The organism is Dickeya sp. Secpp 1600 (assembly GCF_003049805.1).
In the GTDB taxonomy this organism is placed as follows: domain Bacteria; phylum Pseudomonadota; class Gammaproteobacteria; order Enterobacterales; family Enterobacteriaceae; genus Dickeya; species Dickeya fangzhongdai.
Map to the genome: position 1 here is coordinate 3,034,871 of NZ_CP023484.1, position 20,863 is coordinate 3,055,733.

Consider the following 20,863-nt stretch of genomic DNA (forward strand, 5'->3'; position numbering starts at 1 on the left):
TCATTACAGGGTCATGGTTAAGGCGTCTTGGCCGTACCACTCCCCTGAAATATAAGAAGCTTACCAAGCAGCTCCTGACGGATTTTATTATCCTGGCCGATGGTAGAAATATGAATCGTCATCAATGCTCTATCCGGTTTGGCTGGGGAGATATCTATTTCAGTAATTTTTGCCCGTATTCGTAATATATCACCGGGCCGCGTAGGGCGAAGCCAGTTGATCTTCTCCACCCCTTTACCAATGATGCCATGTGCCAGAGGCAAGCTTTTAACCAGTAGATTCATGGTAATACTTACGGTGTGCCAGCCGCTCGCCGCCAGGCCTCTGAAGATGGAATCCTTTGCCAGGTCATCGTCTATATGAAAGGGCTGCGGGTCATATTTTATCGAAAACTCAGCTATTTCTTCCGCACTGACATAATACTCTGAACTATGAAAAACCTGACCGACTTTAAGATCATCAAAATACAGCTTTGGTGGTCTTTCATCCCTTACGTCGCTTCCGATAAAGTACTCGTTAGCACTATTCACATAGCCGTTTAAATAATTTTCATCTCGCATATCCACGAGTCTCCCTTACCAACATGAACAGATCCGCCGGATGCCAACAGTTAAGCATTCCAATCAACTGTGTTTTCCATACGCAACCATTGGTTAGAATTAAAGATATAAAACCTCTATACAAAAACAATCCAGTCGGTATTATCCCGCTCTCGCCACATACGAAAATTTTAAAACAATGAACAATTCCAATTACGGCGATACCGATAAGGATGTACGGATATCGCCGTCCCATTTCTGGTTATTTAAACTGTACTCCAGACTATATTCCACTGGTGTTGTCACCAGACTCCGGAGAAGAAACTTACTCTTTATGAATAATGACTTTCAGATTTTCAAAACCATGTAAAAAATTAGAGTAATTACGCTCTGGCTCTTCCAATACCTCTATTCTGGAAAAACGCTTGAGAATTTCTTCCCAGATAATCGTCAGTTGCATTTCAGCCAGCCGACTGCCAATACAGGCGTGTATACCCACACCAAAGGAGAGATGCCGACGGGCGCGCTCACGGTCGATGCTGAAGGTATCAGGTTCTTCAATCGCCGAGGCATCGCGGTTGCCAGACGCATACCACATCACGACACGGTCGCCTTTCTGGATGTTTTTGCCACGAATTTCAACATCGCGGGTGGCAACACGGCTCATAAAATTGACTGGCGGGTGAAAACGCAGCGTTTCCGATATCATTGGCATCACCAGCTTAGGATTGGCCTTGAGCTTGGCAAACTCGGCGGGATATTTATCCAGCAAGTAAAGGCTGCCTGAAATCGTGTTACGCGTCGTGTCGTTACCACCGATAATCAGCAGAACAATGGTGCCACGGTACTGCTCTAACGTCATATCGCGCGTGTCGGGGTGCTGGGCCAACATTGAGATAAGGTCATAGCTTGGCGGTGCATTACGGCGTTTTTCCCACATTTCCTCAAAAACTTGATAGCATTTAACGGTTTCTTCCGCCTTTTGCTCCCAGCTTTTCACCAGACCATGTCCCGGCTCAAACATCAGTAGGTCAGACCAATACGTCAGCTTACGGCGCTCTTCAAAAGGAAAATCGAGCAGCGTTGCCAGCACCGTCGCCGTCATCTCCTTGGAGACTCGATCCACCCAGTCAAAGGGTTCGCCAATCGGCAAGCCATCGAGAATAATGCCCGCACGTTCACGCATTATCGGCGCCATTTGAGCCAGGTTGGAGGGAGCCAGCGACGGTGCCGCCGCCTTGCGGTGTTTAGTATGCTCGGGGGGATCCATGGTAATGAAACCCACATTTTTCCGCCGCTCATGACCCAGAGCCTGCATCGCCGCTTCGAGTTTCTCCTTCTCTTCAAGCGATTTCAGATCGATATTCTGGGTGGAGGTGAAATCGTGGTAATTATTGCCAACCGTGCGAATATCGTCCCACAATGTCACTGACCAGTAAGGCCCGAACTCACTTTCCGGCGTGAAATGCACCGGGTCTTCACGTCTGAGACGCTCAAACACCGGCAATTCAGTCGCATTCACAAACCGATCCCGACGCGCAGGGTTAATTTTCTCTAACGGGATAGCATTAACATCCTCAACAACATCCTGTAATTGTTTCGTCATTTTCATCCACTCATTGTGTTTCTAGAGAATGTGCTATAGCACTGCCGATAGCGAGCCTCGATAGCGCTACAGCACGTAACTGCAGAAGGAGCCACCTGGCGAACCCTGCCCCGGCACCTTCCCTGGTACGCAAGCGCAAACCTTTATTGATCCGCGCCTGCATGAACATACTGACGCCACCATCGCACCAGCTCGGTCACATGGGGGGCTTTCAACACCGTAAAGTGCTGCCCTGGCCCCGCGATGGTTTCAAGCTCGTTGGCCCAGCGGGCCCATGCCGCCGCATCGTCATGTCGGCGCTGAAGATCCGCTTCGGTATTCATCCACGGATCGCGCACCTGTATCAGGTTGACCTGTCCGTGGTAGTGCGCCGCCGGTAGATAATGCGTTTGTCTCGCGGCATAAAAGGTTTGCCACGGACCTTGCAGTAACCGTGAAGAGGAATGGGCCGGTATTTTCCCCACGCGATGAAGATGCCGGTGCACAGCCGACAGCATCGTTTCAATGTCGTGACCGGCGTAAAGGGATTCATCCATCTCCAGCGCCATCTCTAAGGTGAAGCCGATGCTCTCAACGTACTCGCGCATGCACTCAGCCAGGCTCGGCGTGACGGCCGCCTCCTTGCCGCCAGACGGGGCTTCGGAATCGATCAGCGTCAACGACGCCACCCGGTAGCCTTGAGCCGCCAATCGGCTCGCCATCTCGAAGGCCACCTGCCCGCCAAAAGAGTGACCAAGCAGGTGAACGGGCGTCTTCTCGCCGATACCCGCCTGACGCATCGCCGCAAGGTTACGTATCGCCGCCGCCTCAACCGACGGATCCGGTTCGCCAACCCCGTCGATCCCTTTCGGCAGCAGGCCATAAACCGGCTGCCCGCCGGGCAACGCCTGCACGAACGGCAGGAAGTCCGTGACGCTCGCGCCGGCTCCGGGCACACAAAACAGCGGTGTGCTATCGGCGGTACCTTTTTGCAACGTAATGAGCGGCTTGAAATCAGCCGTCGCGGCGAAAGTCTGACCTGCTGCCGGGCGTTGCGGCTCACCGGCGTCTATCGAGTGAGTGAGCGCATTGAGCTGGTTTATCGGCGCATCAGGGTTGGCGACCATCGCTTCAAGCGTTGCGAGGTAGCCGGCCGCCATGCGCTCGGCCGTTTCCCGGCGAAACAGATCGACGGAATATTCCAGAATGCCCTCCATCCCCAGCGGCTCCCCTTCCTCGCTATATTTTTCATACAGCATGACATAGAGATCCCACTTGGCATTCCCGCTGTGGGCGGGGTAGACCTGCGCCGCCAGACCGGGGACCGCAAAGGTTTCCGATGGGGCGTTTTGCAGGATCATCATGGTCTGGAACAGCGGATAATGCGACGGCGAGCGCACCGGCAATAACTCACCGACCAGTTTCAGGTAAGGAATATCCTGATGACCATACGAACTTAACGCCTGCGTGCGTACCCGTTCGAGCACCTCATTAACCCGGGGCGTTCCAGAGGTATCAACACGCATCACCCACTGCGTCAGGAAGCATCCCACCAGATCGTTCAACGCTTCGTCGCTGCGCCCTGCTGAAACGGCCCCCAGCGGGATATCCTCGCCTGCGCCAATCTGGGTGTAATAGATGCCGAGCGCCGCCTGCAATACCATCGACAGCGTCATGTTGCGCTCACGCGCCAGGGTACTCAGCCGCTGGTGCAAACGGGCAGTGATCTGCAAAGGCAGCATCTCACCGCGATAGCTGGGTTTTTCCGGCCGCGGGTAATCTTCCGGCAACGCCAGCGTCGCGGGTAAGCCCGCGAGCGTTGTCTTCCAGTACGCCAACTGCTCGGCAAATACGCTGTTCGGGTCATCAGGAGAGCCGAGCAGTTCACGGTGCCACACCGCGTAGTCGGCATATTGAACGGGCAGCGGGGTGAACTGCGGCGCGTGACCGGCGAGACGCGCCTGATAAGCCTGCGTGAGATCCCGAGTTAGCGGCGCCAGTGAAAACGCATCACAGGCAATATGGTGGAATAGCATCACCAGAATGTGCGTCTGCGGCCCCACCCGGAGTATTGCAGGGCGAAACGGCAGATCAACCGACAGATCGAACACCGAGGTAATCGCCGCAAACACCGCCTGTTGAGTCTGTTCTGCGCTCACTTCCGTATACGGGATATCCAAATTTACGGCGGCAAAGGGCTCGATCACCTGCACCGGTTGCCCGTCCACCACGGCAAAACGGGTGCGCAGTGGCTCATGGCGTTCCACCAGATCGTACAGCGCGGCGGTTAACGCCGCCTGATCCAACTCGCCTTCAAGCGAGACGACAATCGGCGTATTGAGCGATGAGTTATCACCACGCGTATTCTGCCCAACCCACATCAACTGCTGGCCGTAGGACACCGGCACCGGTTCTGGACGCGGCTCAACTTTCCTTAACGGCGGGCGCACGTTGGCGTGATCATCAAGCTGTTTCGCCAGGCTCGCCACCGTCGGGTTTTCAAATAGCACGCGTACCGGAAGTTCAATACCCAGCCTGGCGCGAATACGCCCGATCAATCCGGTAGCCAGAATCGAGTGTCCGCCCAGCGCAAAGAAGTCATCGTCAATGCCGACTTGCGGCTGCTGAAGCAATTCGGCATACAGCTCGCAAAGCACCGCTTCGCGCGCATTGCGTGGCGCCCGATAGGTGGAGGTATCACTGAATTCAACCGCTGGCAGCGCCTTGCGATCCACTTTCCCGTTAGCGGTAAGCGGGAATTGCGCCAGCGCGACGATACGCGCGGGCACCATGTAGTCAGGCAAGCGCTCGCTGAGGTAATCCCGCAGCATTTCCTCAAGGGATATCTCCTCAGCGAATGCCGGCGCAGAAGCCTGCAAGTCCGCGCCGACGACGTAGGCCGCCAGACGCTTGCCGCTGCCGTTATCCACCGCCAGCACCAGCGCGTTATCGACCTGTGGATGTTCGGTCAGACGCGCCTCAATCTCGCCCAGCTCGATACGAAAACCGCGCAGCTTGACCTGTTGATCGTTACGCCCCACAAAGATCAGGTTGCCATCGTCCTGATAGCACACCAGATCGCCGGTGCGATACAGGCGGGCGGGCGAGTCGGCCACAAACGGATTGGTCACGAAACGCTCGGCAGTCAGGTCATCACGATTCAGATAACCCAGCGCGACGCCGTCCCCGCCGATATACAGCTCGCCAATGGCGCCTAATGGCACCGGATGCCGATGCTTATCCAGCACGTAGAGCTGGGTATTACCGATGGGGCGCCCGATAGGAATGCCGGCGGCATGGGTCGCCACGTCATGGATCGGATAGGTGGTGGCAAAGGTGGTGGTTTCAGTGGGGCCATAGCCATTCACCAGCTTCGCCGACGGCACCGTGCGCAGCACCTGAGCAATAATGTTCGGATCGAGCGCATCACCGCCGATAAACAGCGACGTGAACTGGGCGAGAACCGGGGTCAGCTCGTTATAAAGCTGATTGAACAAGCCCACAGTCAGCCACATCTGGTTCACGCGCTGATGCTGCAGGGTGCGTACCAGCCGTGCCGGCGTGAGCAAGGTATCCTGATCAATCACCACGCAACTGCCGCCATTGAGCAACGGCGCCCAAATTTCCAACGTGCTGGCGTCAAAGGCGGTGTTGGCCGCCAGCGCCATGCGATCGCCGGGCGCAAAAACACCGACGCCGCTGTTTATCACCAATCGGTTAATGGCGTAATGCGGCACCACGACGCCTTTCGGTACGCCGGTCGAACCGGAGGTGTAGATGATATAGGCCGGCGCGCTGGCGGAAACCCGCACCTCTACCTTGTCGTCACTTACCGCGTCGTCACTTACCGCGCCGTCGCTCGCCTGCGCCGCCTCGGGGCTATTGACATCAATCACCGGCAGGTTGATTGCCGCCGCCGGCTCTTGGTGGGCATCGCTTATCAGAAAGCGAGCAGAGCAATCCTCAATAATCCACGTTAAGCGCTCTGGCGGCGCCAGCGGGTCCAGCGGCACGTAAGCCGCGCCCGCCTTGAGTATCGCCAGCGTCGCCGCCAGCAATGCGCCGCTACGCGGCAGCAGCAGCGCCACCGCGTCCCCCGGCCGGACGCCCCGGGCAATCAGCGTCTGCGCCAGACGGTTGGCACGCTGATTCAGGCTGCAATAGCTAATCTGCTCTTCACCCTCAATCACCGCCACCGCTTGCGGTGTACGTAACACCTGCTGTTCGAACACGCGGTGGACGGGTTCCTGCGCGGGATAAGGCGCCGCCGTCGCGTTCCAGTCAACCAGCAGTTGGGTGCGTTCGCTGACCGGGAGAATCTCCAGTTCATGCATCGGCGTCGCGGGATTGCTGTCCAGCGCCTCGGCCAGGCTTTTCATGGTCTGCTGGAGATAGCCAATAATCCGCTGCGCTGATAACGGCGCCGCTGCGAGCACGTTCAAACGCAACGTCTCACCAAAGTCATCCACCGACACGGTCAGCGGGTAATCGGTACGCTCTTCAAAGCCGTGCCATTCAACGTCATCACGTTCACCGGACACATCCACGCTTTCGTCTTCAGCCTGCTGGTTGTGGCGGTAGTTGAACAGCACGTTAAACAACGCCGTTGGCGGTGCAATCCCGCTGCAACGCTGGGCCAGACTGAGTGAAGCGTGTTCATGACTCAGTAATGCCGCCAGCCGCTTGTGCGTTAAGCGCACACTCGCTTCCACGCCCACATTCCCCAGATCAAGGCGGAGCGGTAGCGTATTAATGAACGGCCCCATGATCTGATCGGCTCCCTCCCCGGCCTGCAAACGGCCCAGCAGGATGGTGCCGAACACCACCGTATCGCTGTCGCTGGCGCGCGCCATCACCTGCCCCCACACCAGATGACACAGGCTTCCCATACTGACGCCGAGGCGACGCGCATGCGCGCGCAAACGCGCGACAACAGCCGGTTCGACATTCTGGCGCAGTTCCACCACGCTGGCGTTGTTTGCCGTTCCCGTCGACATGCCGAGTGCAAGGGTCGGGGCATCAATGTCACCCAGCATCTGACGGAAAAATTGCTCGTGCTCCGCCTCCGTCGTTCCGTTACGCACGCTGGCGATCAGGCGGCGGAAGGGTTGCGGCGCGGGCAATTGCTGACCACGGCCCAGCAGAAACGCGGTAATGTCCTGAATCATGATCTGCAATGACGCGATGTCATCGATCAGATGATGCAGCAACATCAGCATGTCAAAGCGCCCGCTTTGCGGGTCCTGCGCGGTATACAAACTCAGCAGCGGCGCCTGAGTCAGGTCAATACGGTAATGCGATGGATGATAGCGTTCGACCAATTGCGCCATAATCGGACCCTTGGCCGGATCCAGTTCAATTTCAGTGAGCTGCACGCGTGCCTGACGCAGCACCACCTGTGCCGAGCGCGACAACCCGCGCGAAAAAAACGCCGTGCGCAGAATGTCGTGCCGATTTACGGTTTGCTGAACCGCCTGCACGTATTGCGTCATCACCTCGCGGTTCGCCAGCGAGATCCTAGCAAACTGCAGGTAAGGGTCGCCCTTGTCGCTTAACTGGTGCAAAAAGAGGATCCCTTCCTGCAACGGCGTCAATGCGTAGATATCCTGCACATTCGCCACACCGCCCGGCACATTGGCGACAATATGCGCGATATCGGCCTGAGTCAGATCGATCAGCGGCAGCATATCTGGCGTCAGGTGGGTGGTCGCCGGCGTAATCCGATTCACCGGCGCGTTTGAACCCTGATTCCCGCCTTGCGAGGACAACGTTCTTCCCTGGCGCAGGGCGTCAACGAGAGCCGGTTTGTGCTCCCGCAACGCCGCCTTGATATCAGGGGTCAGCGACCCCTTTGCTGCCTTGATGACCAGCGCCTCACCATCAAGCGATAGGGCGATGTTGGCCTCATCCAGTGTCTGCAAAAGGTCATCAAAATCGATCATAATCTCATCTCGTCGAGTTCAATGGTGCGAGCGGACAGCTCGGCCAACGTCGGGCTATCGAATAAGGCGCGGATCTCCGTACTCAAATCGCGCTGGCGCAGGTGCTCCATTAATTGCACCGCCAACAGCGAATGACCGCCCAGTTCGAAGAAATTGTCGTGACGTCCGATACGTTCAACGCCCAGCAACTCCTGCCACAGCTCCGCCATCGCGATTTCAACATCGCCTTGCGGCGCTTCATAGGCACGACGAGAGAACGACGAATCATCGGGCTGCGGCAACGCTTTGCGATCCAGCTTGCCATTGGCCGTCAGCGGCAGTTGATCCAGTTTGACGAATGCCGCAGGCACCATGTATTCCGGCAACTGCGCCGCCAGGCTGCTGCGCCACTGCGCGATCTGGTCAGAGATGCTCAGGCCGTCGGCCTGCGCTTGCGCGCTGAGCACGACATACGCCACCAGACGCAAATCACCCTGCGCATCGGCGCGGGCCACCACCACGGCATCACCAATCGACGGCTGTTTGAGTAACTCCGCGTCAATTTCGCCCAATTCGATACGGAAACCGCGGATTTTGACCTGGTTATCGTTACGTCCGAGGTACTCGATATCGCCGTCCGCCAGATAGCGCGCCACGTCGCCGGTGCGGTACATCCGGGCGTCGGCATCGGCGACAAACGGGTCGTTAACGAAGCGCTCCGCCGTCAGGTCAGGCCGGTTGAGGTATCCGCGCGCCACCCCCACCCCGCCGATATACAACTCGCCGACCACGCCGCGCGGCACCGGGCGCAGGTGCTGATCGAGCAAATAGATACGCAGATTGGCGATGGGGCGGCCAATCGGCACGGTAGCGGTTTCAGGCAAATCTTTCGGGCAGGTCCATGACGTCACGTCGATGGCCGCTTCCGTCGGTCCATACAGGTTGTGTACCGCCGTGTCCGGCAGCAATTTGTGACAACGGGCCACGCTGGCGGAACTCAGCGCCTCGCCGCTACACACAATGCGGCGCAGTGAACGGCAGGCCGCCACGCTGTCGTTGGCCAGAAACAGGTTCAGCATCGAGGGGACAAAGTGCAGGGTGGTGATGTTGTTGGCCTGAATCACCTCGGCGAGCGCCTGCGTATCTTTATGCGCGCCCGGAGGGGCAACCACCAGCGTCGCGCCGACAGAAAGCGGCCAGAAGAACTCCCACACCGACACGTCAAAGCTGAAGGTGGTTTTTTGCAATACGGCATCGCTGCCGTCGAGCTGATAAGCATCCTGCATCCACTGCAAGCGGTTGATCAGCCCGCGATGTTCGTTTTCCACGCCTTTGGGTTTGCCGGTCGAGCCAGAGGTGTAAATAACATAGGCAAGATGGCGCGACGTCAGCCCCAACTCAGCGGGCGATAGCGATGCTGTCGATAACGATGAGCGCGCCAGAGACGCCGCATCCAGCTCAAGCGTAACGATACCGGCGGTATCGAGTGCAGCGGTCACCTCACGACCGCGTTTGTCGAGCAATAACAGCTTCGGCGCCGAGTCTTGCAGAATGTAGGACAGGCGCTCCTGCGGATAATCAGGGTCAAGCGGCACGTAGGCCCCGCCCGCTTTGATGATCCCCATCAATCCCACCACCATCTCGATACTGCGATCCAGACAGATGGCGACGCGATCATCCGGTTTGACGCCCTGCTGGTGCAAATGGTGCGCCAGCTGGTTGGACAAGGCATTTAGCTCTGCGTAGCTCAATTCACGATCGCCAAAGCGCAGCGCCGTTGCCGCTGGCGTCAGTTTTACCTGCGCTTCGAACATCTGATGCGTATAGGCCACATCAGGGTAAACCTTGTCGGTATTATTCCATTCATTCAGCAGTAAATGGCGCTCTGACTCGGGCAGAATCGCGATCTGCTGCATCGGCGTATTGGGCGCGTTATCCAGCGCCCTGGCGATATTCTCAAGCGCCTGTTGCGTATAGGCGAACAGCAGTTCGGGATCCAGCGAGTCCACCACCTGAATATTCAAACCCAGCGCGCTGCCGTAGTCGTCCACCGACAGCGTGATCGGGTAGGTGGTGCGCTCTTCAAAGCCATCCCACTGATCGGCTTCCGGCACCACAAAATCCAGCGACTTACTTTCCGACTCGCGGTTATGGCGATAGTTAAACAGGGTGTTGAACAACGGTGTGGAGCTGCTCACGCCGCTGCAACGCAGCGCTAATGCCAGTGAGGCATGCTCATGACTCAGCAGTTCCGCCAGCCGTTTGTGGGTGTTGCGTACGCTGTCCTCAACGCTTACGCCGGACATATCAAGACGGATCGGCAGCGTATTAATGAATGGCCCCATAATCTGGTCGGCGCCGTCGCCGGCATGCATACGGCCAAACAAAATGGTACCGAACACCACCGCATCCTGACCGCTGATACAGGCCAGTACCTGGCCCCAGGCCAGATGGCAAATACTGCCGAGGCTCACCCCCAGACGACGCGCATGCGCACGCAGGGTGTCGTTCAAACGCTGGGGAACCTTGCGCGTGACTTCGATTATCTCGAAGTCATCCAGCATATTGACCAGGCCATAAGGCGCGGTGGGCTCATCGATATCCGCCAGCGTCGAGCGGAAATACCGTTCATGCTCTTGCGGGCTTTTACCAAGACGAACCTGCGCAATCAGGCGACGGAACGGTTGTGCCGGGGGCAGCGTGTGGCCGCGCCCGGCCAAAAAGGTATGGATCTCGGCCGACAGGATCAGCACCGAGGTAATGTCATCGATCAGGTGGTGCAGCACGCGGAACATCTCCCAACGTTCGCTGTGCTTGTCATAAGCGACAAACGCGTGCAGTAACGGCGGCTTAGCCAGGTCGATGCGGTAATGTGACGGGTCGAAACGCTCGGCCAGTTGTGCGGCGATCGGGCCGTTTGCCGGATCCAAGTCCACCTCCAGCACATGCAGTGTCGCCTGACGCTGCACCACCTGGCACGGGGTCGATACCCCTTCCCAGTAAAAACCGGTGCGCATGATGTCGTGACGATCGATAACCTGTTGTACCGCGGCAAGGTAATTGTCTACCTTTTCGCGACTATCAAACGTCATCTGCCCTGTTTGCAGGTACGGGTCGCCGTTGCTGGCCAGCATGTGATGGAACAGAATCCCTTCCTGAAGCGGCGCCAGCGAGTAGATATCCTGAATATTGCTCACGCCGCCGGGCACCTGTTCCACCACGTGATCGATATCTTTCTGCGTGAAGTCGATAAGGGGCAACAGCTCAGGGGTAATCACCGTCGTCTCTGGCGTAATCTTGTTCTCGGGCACCACCACCTCAAACGCGTTTGACAGGCGTTTCCCATTACGCAGAGCGTTCACCATAGTCGCTTTGTGCTCGCGTAGCGCACTTTTAATCTCGCTGGTTAGCGCGCCTTTGGCTGAAGTAATAACCAAATCCTCGTTATCCAGCGATATCGAGATCTTTGCCTGTTCCAACGTCAGCAGTAATTGTTCGAAATCGCTCATTCTTTATCCTCCGTGATACTAACGTGTAGTCGATAGTGATTGACGTAATGCAATGCGACGAAACCGTCAGGGCCGTCTGGCAAAAATGTGGGAAATAGCCTGCTCACAGTCGGGTCTCCGCAAGCTCAATGGTTCTGGCCGCAATGTCTGCCAGAATAGGCGTGTCAAAAAGTGTGCGAATCTCGATACTGAGCCCCCTGCGGCGCAACTGTTCAATCAACCGCACGGCTAACAGCGAATATCCGCCGAGTTCAAAAAAGTGATCATGACGGCCGACCCGCTCGACACCGAGCAGTTCTTCCCAGATAGACGCCATCGTGATTTCCATGTTCCCCTGTGGCGGAACATACGCGCGCCGGGCGAAAGACATCTCATCCGGCGGCACTAAGGCGTTACGGTCTATCTTGCCGTTCGGCGTCAGCGGTAACGCTTTGAGCGTCACGAAGGCGGCCGGCACCATATAATCCGGCAACCCATCCTGCAGGTGTTTACGCAATGCCTTACGGCTAAACAGGCTCTGAACCATGCCTTTGAGCGTCACCAGGTGTTCCAGCGCCGATAACGCATTCTCAGGCACGATCCAATCGATCAGACACGCCACCTCATTCACCCCCGCTTCCTGCAGACTCTCTGCCACAGACAGCGCGGATTCCGGCGTACCAATAAATGACAACTCACGGGTATAACGCCTGAACGCGAACTCCAGCATGCTCTGTTTATCCGCGCTGGGGAGCGTATCGAGGTGAATGTTTTGCTCTTTCAGCCAGCCCGAGAGCAAGCTGAGATGTCCCTCCAGATAATCAAGGAACGGTCCTTTGGCCTGCGTTAATGCCTCGTCAAGGTTCTCCCCCAGGTAGGTATGGATCATCACCGTCACCGTGCCGGTGCGGGGGTCGAACCCCGCGTTTTCACGCGCCGTGCGGTATATCCCGATATGGTGAGCCAGCTTGTCGATATTCTGCGTCAGCAAGTGGGTCAGCAAATTCGCCCCACTGCGGCCTGCATACTCAAAGGTTTCCGGCGCGCCGGCAGCGGTTATCCATATCGGCAGCTCCTTTTGCACCGGCGTGGGGTAAATCCGTACCGAGATGTCATTCCCATGATGATCCCGGCGAGAAACGCTACCGCCCTGCCACAGCGTTTTCAGTTCCTCAATGCCTTGATACATCACGTCCCAACGCGCATCGTAGTTCTGCGGCGCCAGCGCAAAATCCCGCTGATTCCAGCCGGAAGCGATGCCGATACCGACACGGCCGTTCGACAGGTTGTCCAGTATCGACCAGTCTTCAGCTACGCAGAGCGTGTCGTGCAAGGGCAACACCACGCTGCCGGAGCGCAGCTGGATATGGCGCGTTCTGGCCGCCAGCGAGGCGCTTAACAGCGCCGGATTAGCGAACAGCGCGCCGACACTGTGGAAGTGACGTTCCGGCGTCCACACGGCGGTGAAACCGTGCCGATCGCCGAACTCCGTCACCTCGGCGCAATGGTGATATCCCTGTCGGGCATCAGTATGCGCGCCGAAGAAGAACAGGCTAAAATCAAGGTGATTACTGTCGGGCGATGGCTCTGCTGCACGCTCTTCGGTCGCACCGGGAACCACATACGCCACCAACCGCGTCTCCCCGGAAATATCTTCTCTGGCAACCACCACCGCTTCACGCACCGAGGAATGGCTTAACAGCCGCGCTTCGATTTCGCCCAGTTCGATACGATGCCCGCGTAACTTCAGCTGATGATCGGTACGTCCGAGGAAAATCAGCCGTCCATCGTCCATAAATTGCGCGAAATCCCCGGTGCGATAGAGACGCGCGGTCGGATCGGTTGAGAACGGATCGGGGATAAAACGCTCGGCGGTCAGCTCCGGGCGCTGGTGATAACCACGGGTAACGCCGTCACCGCCGATATACAGCTCCCCGATAGCACCCATCGGCACCGGTTTGCCGTGTCTGTCCAGCAGATAGACCTGCGTATTGGCAATCGGACGGCCAATCGACTGGTTGTATTGCGTGACGTCCTCTGCATTGACGCGATTGCAGGTTGACCACACCGTGGTTTCCGTCGGTCCGTAGAGGTTCCACAGTGACTCGCCGAAGGCATGCAGACGCCGGGCCAAATCACTGGGCAGCGCTTCGCCGCCGCAGAGAATCTTCAACTGCGGGTGTGGCGTTGGGTCGGTATCCACCAGCAAGCGCCAGGTGGTCGGCGTGGCTTGCATGATAGTGATATTCAGGGTTTGCAACAGATTAAGCAGCGCGTAAGGATCCATCGCCTGAGTACGGCTCGCCAGCACAATCGACGCGCCCGTCATCAACGGCAAATACAGCTCCAGCCCGGCAATATCGAATGAAATGCTGGTGACGGAGAGCAGGCAATCTTCAGCGCTGAGGTGGAATAACGCCTGCATCCCGGTGAGGAAGTTGACCACCTGACGATGCTCAACCATCACGCCTTTCGGCTTGCCGGTCGACCCCGAGGTGTAAATCACATACGCCAGATGTCTGGCGTTGAGCATTGCCGCATCCGGGTTGCCGCCAGGCAGTTCTTCCCAACGTGCGCCGTCACGCTCCAGATCGACCACCGTAACATCACCGCCGGTCGCAGACCCAAAGAGGTCGCGCCCACGCCGGTCAACCACCAATACCCTCGGTGTGGCATCCTCAAGAATATAGGCCAGCCGGGTGGCGGGATATTCAGGGTCGAGCGGCACGTAGGCGCCCCCGGCTTTGAGGATCGCCAGTAAGGCGATGAGCATGGTTTCGGTGCGCTCCGTACACACCGCCACGCGCGTATCCGGCGCCACGCCTTGCGCTATCAGGTAGTGAGCCAGCCGGTTGGCGCGCTGGTTAAGCTCGGCATAACTGAGGCGGACGTGGCCCATTTGCAGCGCCGGCGCCTGGGGGTGTTGCGCGACCTGTTGCTCGAACAACTGATGAATCATCGTCATCGCCGGGAACGGCAGCGCCGTATCATTCCAGCTGTTCAGCAGATGCCGGCGCTCTTCTGGCGGAAGCACCGTCAGTTCATACAGCGGCACCGGCGCAGCAGACGCGGTGGCCTCGACTTCAAGCGCCTCCACCAGGCTAAGCATACTCTGCTGGAAGTAACCCCAAATGCGCTCGCCAGACAGCGACTCAATCACCTGAACGCCGATATCAAAGCCGACATCGGCGTCATCCACAGAAATCGAGATAGGATAATTGGTGCGCTCGTCAAAGCCGTGCCAGGCCACGCCGTCAAACTCAATCCCCCCTAACACGTCCACGTCTGTCGGGCGGTTACGACGGTAGTTGAACACCGTACTGAACATCGGCGTCGGCGCCACAATGCCGCTGCCCTGTTGCGCCAGCGATAAGGTAGTGTGCTCATGTTTTATCAGCGCAGAGAGACGCTGATGCGTCTGACGCACGGCATCAACCGCATACACCGCCCCCACGTCAAGACGCAGCGGCAGCGTATTGATGCACGGTCCCATGATTTTATCGCTGTTCTCGCCGTGCATACGCCCCGACAGTACCGTGCCGAACACCACGCTATCGCTGCCGCAGGCGGCGCTCAGCACCCGTCCCCAGCTCAAATGGCACAGACTACTCACGCTGACGCCAAGGCGGCGGGCCTGAGCGCGTAGCCGCTGCGCAAGCGCAGCTTCAAGCGGACGCCGTGTTTCACTGATGCGCTGGCCGTTAAGATGGCCGCTCTTGAGATTAAACGGCGCCGACGGTTCGGTGATATCTGCCAGCATGTCGCTGAAAAAGGCCAGTTGCTGCTGGGTATCGCTACGCTGTTGCAGGCGCGCCACGTGATGACGGAATGGCGCCGGCGCAGGCAAACTCTCCCCCCTGCCAGTGAGGAATGCCTGAATCTCAGCGAGCAACATCTGCAATGAGGGAATGTCATCCACCAAATGATGGATGTACATCAACGCTTGCCAGCATGCCTGCTCGTCGTCGTAGGCTACCACCATGCGCAGCAGCGGCGGCTGGGTGAGATCGATGCGGTTGGATTGAGGATCAAAGCGCGCCTTCATCTGCGCCACCACCGGGCCATGCCGGGCGTCAACGCTGAGCGTTGTGACCTGCAAACGTGCATCGCGCAGCACAACCTGCACCGGCGTCTCCAGGCCTTGCCAGATAAACGCGGTACGCAAGATATCATGGCGATCGATAACGCGTTGAATAGCCTCCAGGTATCGGTCCAGCGTCTGTCGGTGCGTAAACGACAGGTGACCACACTGAAGGTAAGGGTCGCCGGCGTCATCGAACAGATGATGGAAGAGGATGCCTTCCTGCAGCGGCGCCAGCGCATAGATATCCTGAATATTGGCGATGCCACCGGGCGTGCGGGCCACGATCTGATCTATCTGCTGCTGAGATAACGACACCAACGGGAACAGCGCCGGATGAAGCGCCGTGGTTTCCGGCGTCACCCGATTAGCCGGAACCACCCACGCCTGCGAAGCGTCATCCTGATGGGTAATCTGTGCCGCCAGATCGGCCAGCACCGGATGAGCGAAGATGGTTGGCGCATCGGTGTAGAGCTGCTGCTCGCGCAGCATCGCTTGCAGTTGCATCGCCAACAGTGAATGCCCGCCCAGTTCGAAGAAGTTGTCCTGCCGTCCGACCTGATGCACGCCAAGAATGGTCTGCCATAACTGCGCCAGCGTCGCTTCCGTACCGGCGTTGGGGGCTTCAAAGTCACGCTGCACGTAAGCGCTGTTGTCCGGTAGCGGCAAGGCTTTGCGATCGATCTTGCCGTTGACGGTCAGCGGCAGCGACTCCATCACCACAAACGCCGCCGGGATCATATAGCTGGGCAGTTGCGTGGCGAGCGCCTCGCGCCATTGCGCAATCGCACCGCCGCTGCAACCCGCCTCGGGCACCACATACGCCACCAGCCGCGCTTCGCCGCCACCCGGCGTGATACCGACAACGGTAGCGTCTTTGATGTGCTCAAGCGCGGCAATACGCGACTCGATTTCACCCAGCTCAATACGGTACCCGCTCAGTTTGATTTGGTGATCGCGGCGGCCAAGAAACTCGATGCGACCATCGTCAAACCAGCGCCCGATGTCGCCGGTGCGGTAGACTCGGCCCCCGGCAACCCAGGGGTCGGCGATAAACTGCTGGGCGGTCAATTCAGGGCGATTCATGTACCCCACCGCGACGCCTTCACCGCCGATCCAGATTTCACCCGCCATACCGGGCGCACAAAGCTGGCCCAGATTATCGACAACGTACATACGGGTATTGGCGATCGGCCGCCCGATACTCAGGCGGGTATCCTGGCTCTGCTCAAAACCACGCATCCATGCCGACGACATAATGGTGGTTTCCGTCGGGCCATAACCATTGATGTACCGGCAGCGCTCGCTCCAGCGCTCAATCAGCCCGATCGTCGGTGCCGAACCCGCGGTCAAAATGGTCATGCCTTGCGGCACGAGAGCCGGATCTAAGTGCGTGAGATACGGCGGCGGGAACGCCGAGAAACGAATGTCGTTTTGGGTCATGTACGCCATCAACGCCGGCGGGTTTTGGATCACCGCATTCGACAGCAGATGCAGTTCACAGCCGCGGGTCAAGGTACCGAAAATTTCGCCCGCAGACGCATCAAAGGTATAAGGCGCGAACTGGGTAATGGGCTGTCCGACGCTAAAAATCCCGATGTGTTCGCACCAGGCGCAGAAATTGATCAGGCTACGATGCGCTATCTCCACGCCTTTCGGCGTGCCCGTTGTGCCAGAGGTATAGATGATATAGGCAATAGCGTGCGAATCGATGGTGTGCGGATCGATGGTGTCAGCGGACGCATCCTCACGCTGCCCGCCATCCGGCTGCGCCTGCTGCAGATAATCCTCAACCCACAGCAAGCCGCTGCTTGCGCCTTCGTCGAAATTTGACCGATCGGCCCGGCTGGTCAGCGTCCAGCGCACGTTCGCATCGTTAATGATAAAGGCGCGACGTTCGGCCGGCGCATCCAGACCGACGGGCACATAAGCGGCCCCTAACTTGATGATACCCAGCATGGACGCGATCAGATTCGGCGTTTTATCCATACTCAGCACGATGCGATCGCCCTGCGTCACGCCGACACGGCGTAGCCCTTCGGCAATCTGTTCGGCGCGTTCGGCAAGCTGCCGATAGCTTAACCGCTCATCACCGGCCACCAGCGCGGTGGCGTCGTTTCTGTCCGCGACCTGCTCGGCAAACAGGGCGTAGAGCGAGCGATCCAACGCCACATCGAGTTCGGTCGCATTCCATTCGTGAATAACGCGTTCACTTTCGGCGCGACTGAGCAGTGACTGTTCACCCACTGTCCGCTCGCTGCCTTGCGCAAAGCTGGACAGCAGCTGCTGCAACCGATTGAGAATGTTATGCGCATCCGCATCGCTTATCTCGCCCTGACGATAGTGCAGCGTTAACGACAACGTCGTCCCGGTCTGCACGATAAGCTGCAGCGGCACCGGCACGACGGGGCTTTCCTGCTCAGGGCCTTGCTCGTCATACACACCGATCAGTGATTCAAACAGCGGTGGGTTGGATGGGGAACCGACACCGTGCGCAAAGGCATCCGGCATCAGATCGGCATGGCGCTGATGCTGCTCAAACACGGTGGCAATATCGCCAAACCAGTGCTGCAAGGAGCGGTCGCCATCAATAATCAACCGCAACGGCAAGGCACAGTCTTCCCCTGCGTCGCTGGCAGCAAAGCGCTTGCCGAACAGCACCTCCTCCTCGCCGCTGTGCTTACTTAACAGCAGCGCCCATGCCGCCGTCATCAACACATCCCACGAAGTGGACTCACGCTGCACCAGCGCCAGCAGTTCGGTACTCAGCGCCCGCCCCACGTGGGAGACGAGCACACCGACCTCTTGCGCAGCGGAGGATAGTGCGGCCTTTTGCGCAGCGGAGGATAGTGCGGCCTTGGCATCCTCGCTCTCCGTGGCATTAACAAGGTTGGCGTTGGCCGTTGTTTGCGCCCCGGTAAGATAGCGCTGCCAATACGCCACGGCAGTGTCCTTACGCGACAAGAGCATATTTTCCTGCGTGATAGTCATGAGTTATGCTCCCTCCGTGACAACTTGCCTGGAATGATTTTTTATAACATTCAGTAAGTTGGATAGGCTTTCGGCGTTCCTGCCGAATTGATTGATGACGGCGCCGTGCTGAATGCGCGCGGCAAAACCGTATTTGATGAACGTTGACAGGGTGCCTGTCGGGCTGAGATCAACAAAAAATGCCTCGTCTTTCGCCGCCAACCCCTGCATTAAGCGGTAGAAATCGACCGGTTCACGCAGGACGCGCCAGAAATACTCGCTATCCCATCGTTCAACCGACGTCCCCAACAGCGCGGAGTAAACCGTCATTTCGGGGGGGTGTTTCGGCAAGGTATCGACCAGAGCCCGGAAATCCGTCTCGATGGCGGCGATGCCGGACGAGTGGAAAGGTTGCTCAACCGGCAGCAGCATCGAGATAACGTCCCGTTGCGTCAGACGTTCTTTGAGCGCCGATAGACTCGCCCGATTGCCGCTGACCACAAAGTTATTCTGGAAATTAATGCTGGCTAACTCGGTTCCCTGATACAGCGCGGCATGGGTATGGAAATGCGCTACCGGCGCCAGCACACTCATCATCCCGCCGCCTGCGCTTTTATCGCGCAGTAAGTGCGCCTGCGACACCACCAGTTTTATGGCGTCATCCAGCGTCAGTACGCCGGCGACGACCGCGGCGATGCACTCTCCCAGGCTGTATCCCAGAACCGCGTCAGGTTTGACGCCCTCGGCTTTCAGCATATGGCTCAGGCTGACGCCCACGCTGAGTAACGCCACATTCGACAACGCGACATCAGAGAGCGGCAGATGGCGGCGAGCGTCGTCATACAGCGTATCCAGCAGACTGTAGCCGGTGTGTTGGCGACACAGGGCATCGCAGATGTCCATCTGGCTGCGGAACGCGTCATTCCGACGATACAGCTCATGCCCCATGCCGTAATACTGCGAGCCCTGCCCGCCGAACATAAACACCACGCCGGGGTTGGATGCATGGTTGGATGCATGCGCGGCGGGGGAACTGGCAACGTTTTTGACCGTGGGCGCCGTCTCATCCGCCAACGTCATCGGTTGCGCGCTGATTTTCGCAAACAGGCTGGTGAGCACCTGCCCCGGCCCAATTTCGTGCTGTTTGACCTCGCCAGACGCCAGCAGCCGCGACATACTTTCGTACCAGCGGACCGGGTGGCTTATCTGGCGCGCCAACAGCTCAAGGTAATCGGATGTGGGATAGTCATGCGCGGTATAGTTGGAAATCACCCGCGCATTGAGCGGATTGAAGGTAAAACGCTGGGCAAACTGCGCAAACCGGGCTTCGATATCACGCATATAGCGCGAGTGAAACGCCGCACTCACATTCAGCTTGATATAACGCGCACCCGCAGCGGTAAACAGCGTTTCACAGGCAATAATGTCATCATACAGCCCTGAAATGACGATCTGCTGCGCGCAGTTGATGTTGGCAATATCAATGCCGCTAAACGGTGACGCAGCCAGTAACGCCGTCACCTGATTCAGCTCGATGCCCAGAACGGCGGCCATCGCACCGCGCGGCGCTGTCGACATCAGCCTACCGCGTTCTTTTACCAGCGCGACGCCGGTGGCAAAGTCAAACGCCCCTGCCGCAAACAGCGCGGCGAATTCCCCCAGACTATGACCGGCATAGCAGTCCGGCGCGTCCACGCCGTCTTGTCGATTGGCAAGAACCCCGAGCGCTGAGACAACAAACAACGCCGGCTGGGTGAATTCCGTCTCACCAAGTACGCCCTGCGGATCGTTGAGGCACAGCTCTCGAATCGAGAAACCGAGCACGTCGTCGGCCTCTCTGACGAGTTCGGGGAAACGCTCAAACAGCCCATCCCCCATCCCTTTCTGCTGCGATCCCTGACCAGGAAATACCCAAATTGAAGAAGACATAAATCTCCTATTACTGTTCCCTAGGATTGTCACTTAACGTTGCTTGCTTATCCCACCAGCCGCTCGCGGGGTCAGGACTTGACAGCCTCTGCCGGTAGATGGGCCTCAATCGTGCCGATCAGGTCGCCAAGCGTGTAAATACCGCGCTTATCGCCGTCGTTGACCTTGATGTGGAGCCGCTTCTCGATCTCGTACCAGGACTCCAGCATCTCGACCGAATCCACGCCAAGCTCGCCGCCGATAAACGAATCCAACTCCACGACATCAGGCGTAAACCCGGTATTTTTGATGCCGTTAATAATGTCGAGCACCACCGCGAGAATCTCTTTCTGAGCATCCATTTCTTCTCT

General features: G+C 58.0%; 6 protein-coding genes and 2 pseudogenes. All 8 read right to left on the reverse strand.

Annotation, left to right across the window (positions count from 1 at the left end; all coding sequences use genetic code 11):
- Positions 1-17: 17 nt before the first annotated feature.
- The 8 genes and pseudogenes from CPA59_RS13530 to CPA59_RS13560 all read right to left on the reverse strand — a co-directional run bounded on the left by CPA59_RS13530 (position 18) and on the right by CPA59_RS13560 (position 20,854).
- Entirely contained in the window at positions 18-560 is a 543-nt protein-coding gene (locus CPA59_RS13530; protein WP_049855119.1) for a MaoC family dehydratase, read from the reverse strand.
- A 304-nt stretch (positions 561-864) separates the two neighbouring features.
- Positions 865-2,145, reverse strand: coding sequence for a solanimycin biosynthesis cytochrome P450 SolI (gene solI, locus CPA59_RS13535; RefSeq protein ID WP_255412226.1), 1,281 nt, complete (start codon positions 2,143-2,145; stop codon positions 865-867).
- Between the two features lie 143 nt (positions 2,146-2,288).
- Positions 2,289-7,826: pseudogene (locus tag CPA59_RS13540) on the reverse strand (amino acid adenylation domain-containing protein); the annotation flags it as partial.
- Positions 7,827-7,961: 135 nt separating this feature from the next.
- Positions 7,962-8,066: pseudogene (locus CPA59_RS23315) on the reverse strand (hypothetical protein); the annotation flags it as partial.
- Positions 8,063-11,554: a solanimycin non-ribosomal peptide synthetase SolG gene (gene solG / locus CPA59_RS13545; RefSeq protein ID WP_107759687.1), complete on the reverse strand. Its 3,492-nt coding sequence runs from the start codon at positions 11,552-11,554 to the stop codon at positions 8,063-8,065. The pseudogene CPA59_RS23315 and the gene solG, both read right to left, overlap by 4 nt.
- Positions 11,555-11,657: 103 nt before the next feature.
- Positions 11,658-18,605, reverse strand: a complete 6,948-nt coding sequence (locus CPA59_RS13550; protein WP_107759689.1) for a non-ribosomal peptide synthetase — start codon at positions 18,603-18,605, stop codon at positions 11,658-11,660.
- A gap of 3 nt (positions 18,606-18,608) precedes the next feature.
- Entirely contained in the window at positions 18,609-20,513 is a 1,905-nt protein-coding gene (gene fabD, locus CPA59_RS13555) for an ACP S-malonyltransferase (RefSeq protein ID WP_107759691.1), read from the reverse strand.
- Between the two features lie 71 nt (positions 20,514-20,584).
- A complete protein-coding gene (locus CPA59_RS13560; protein WP_038919430.1) occupies positions 20,585-20,854 on the reverse strand; it encodes an acyl carrier protein in 270 nt (89 codons plus the stop codon).
- Between the last annotated feature and the right edge of the window lie 9 nt (positions 20,855-20,863).

Bases quoted from the DNA above. Each gene is read 5' to 3' on its own strand.
- CPA59_RS13530 (WP_049855119.1), bottom strand. From the start codon at position 560: ATGCGAGATGAAAATTATTTAAACGGCTATGTGAATAGTGCTAACGAG.
- solI (WP_255412226.1), bottom strand. From the start codon at position 2,145: ATGACGAAACAATTACAGGATGTTGTTGAGGATGTTAATGCTATCCCG.
- solG (WP_107759687.1), bottom strand. From the start codon at position 11,554: ATGAGCGATTTCGAACAATTACTGCTGACGTTGGAACAGGCAAAGATC.
- CPA59_RS13550 (WP_107759689.1), bottom strand. From the start codon at position 18,605: ATGACTATCACGCAGGAAAATATGCTCTTGTCGCGTAAGGACACTGCC.
- fabD (WP_107759691.1), bottom strand. From the start codon at position 20,513: ATGTCTTCTTCAATTTGGGTATTTCCTGGTCAGGGATCGCAGCAGAAA.
- CPA59_RS13560 (WP_038919430.1), bottom strand. From the start codon at position 20,854: ATGGATGCTCAGAAAGAGATTCTCGCGGTGGTGCTCGACATTATTAAC.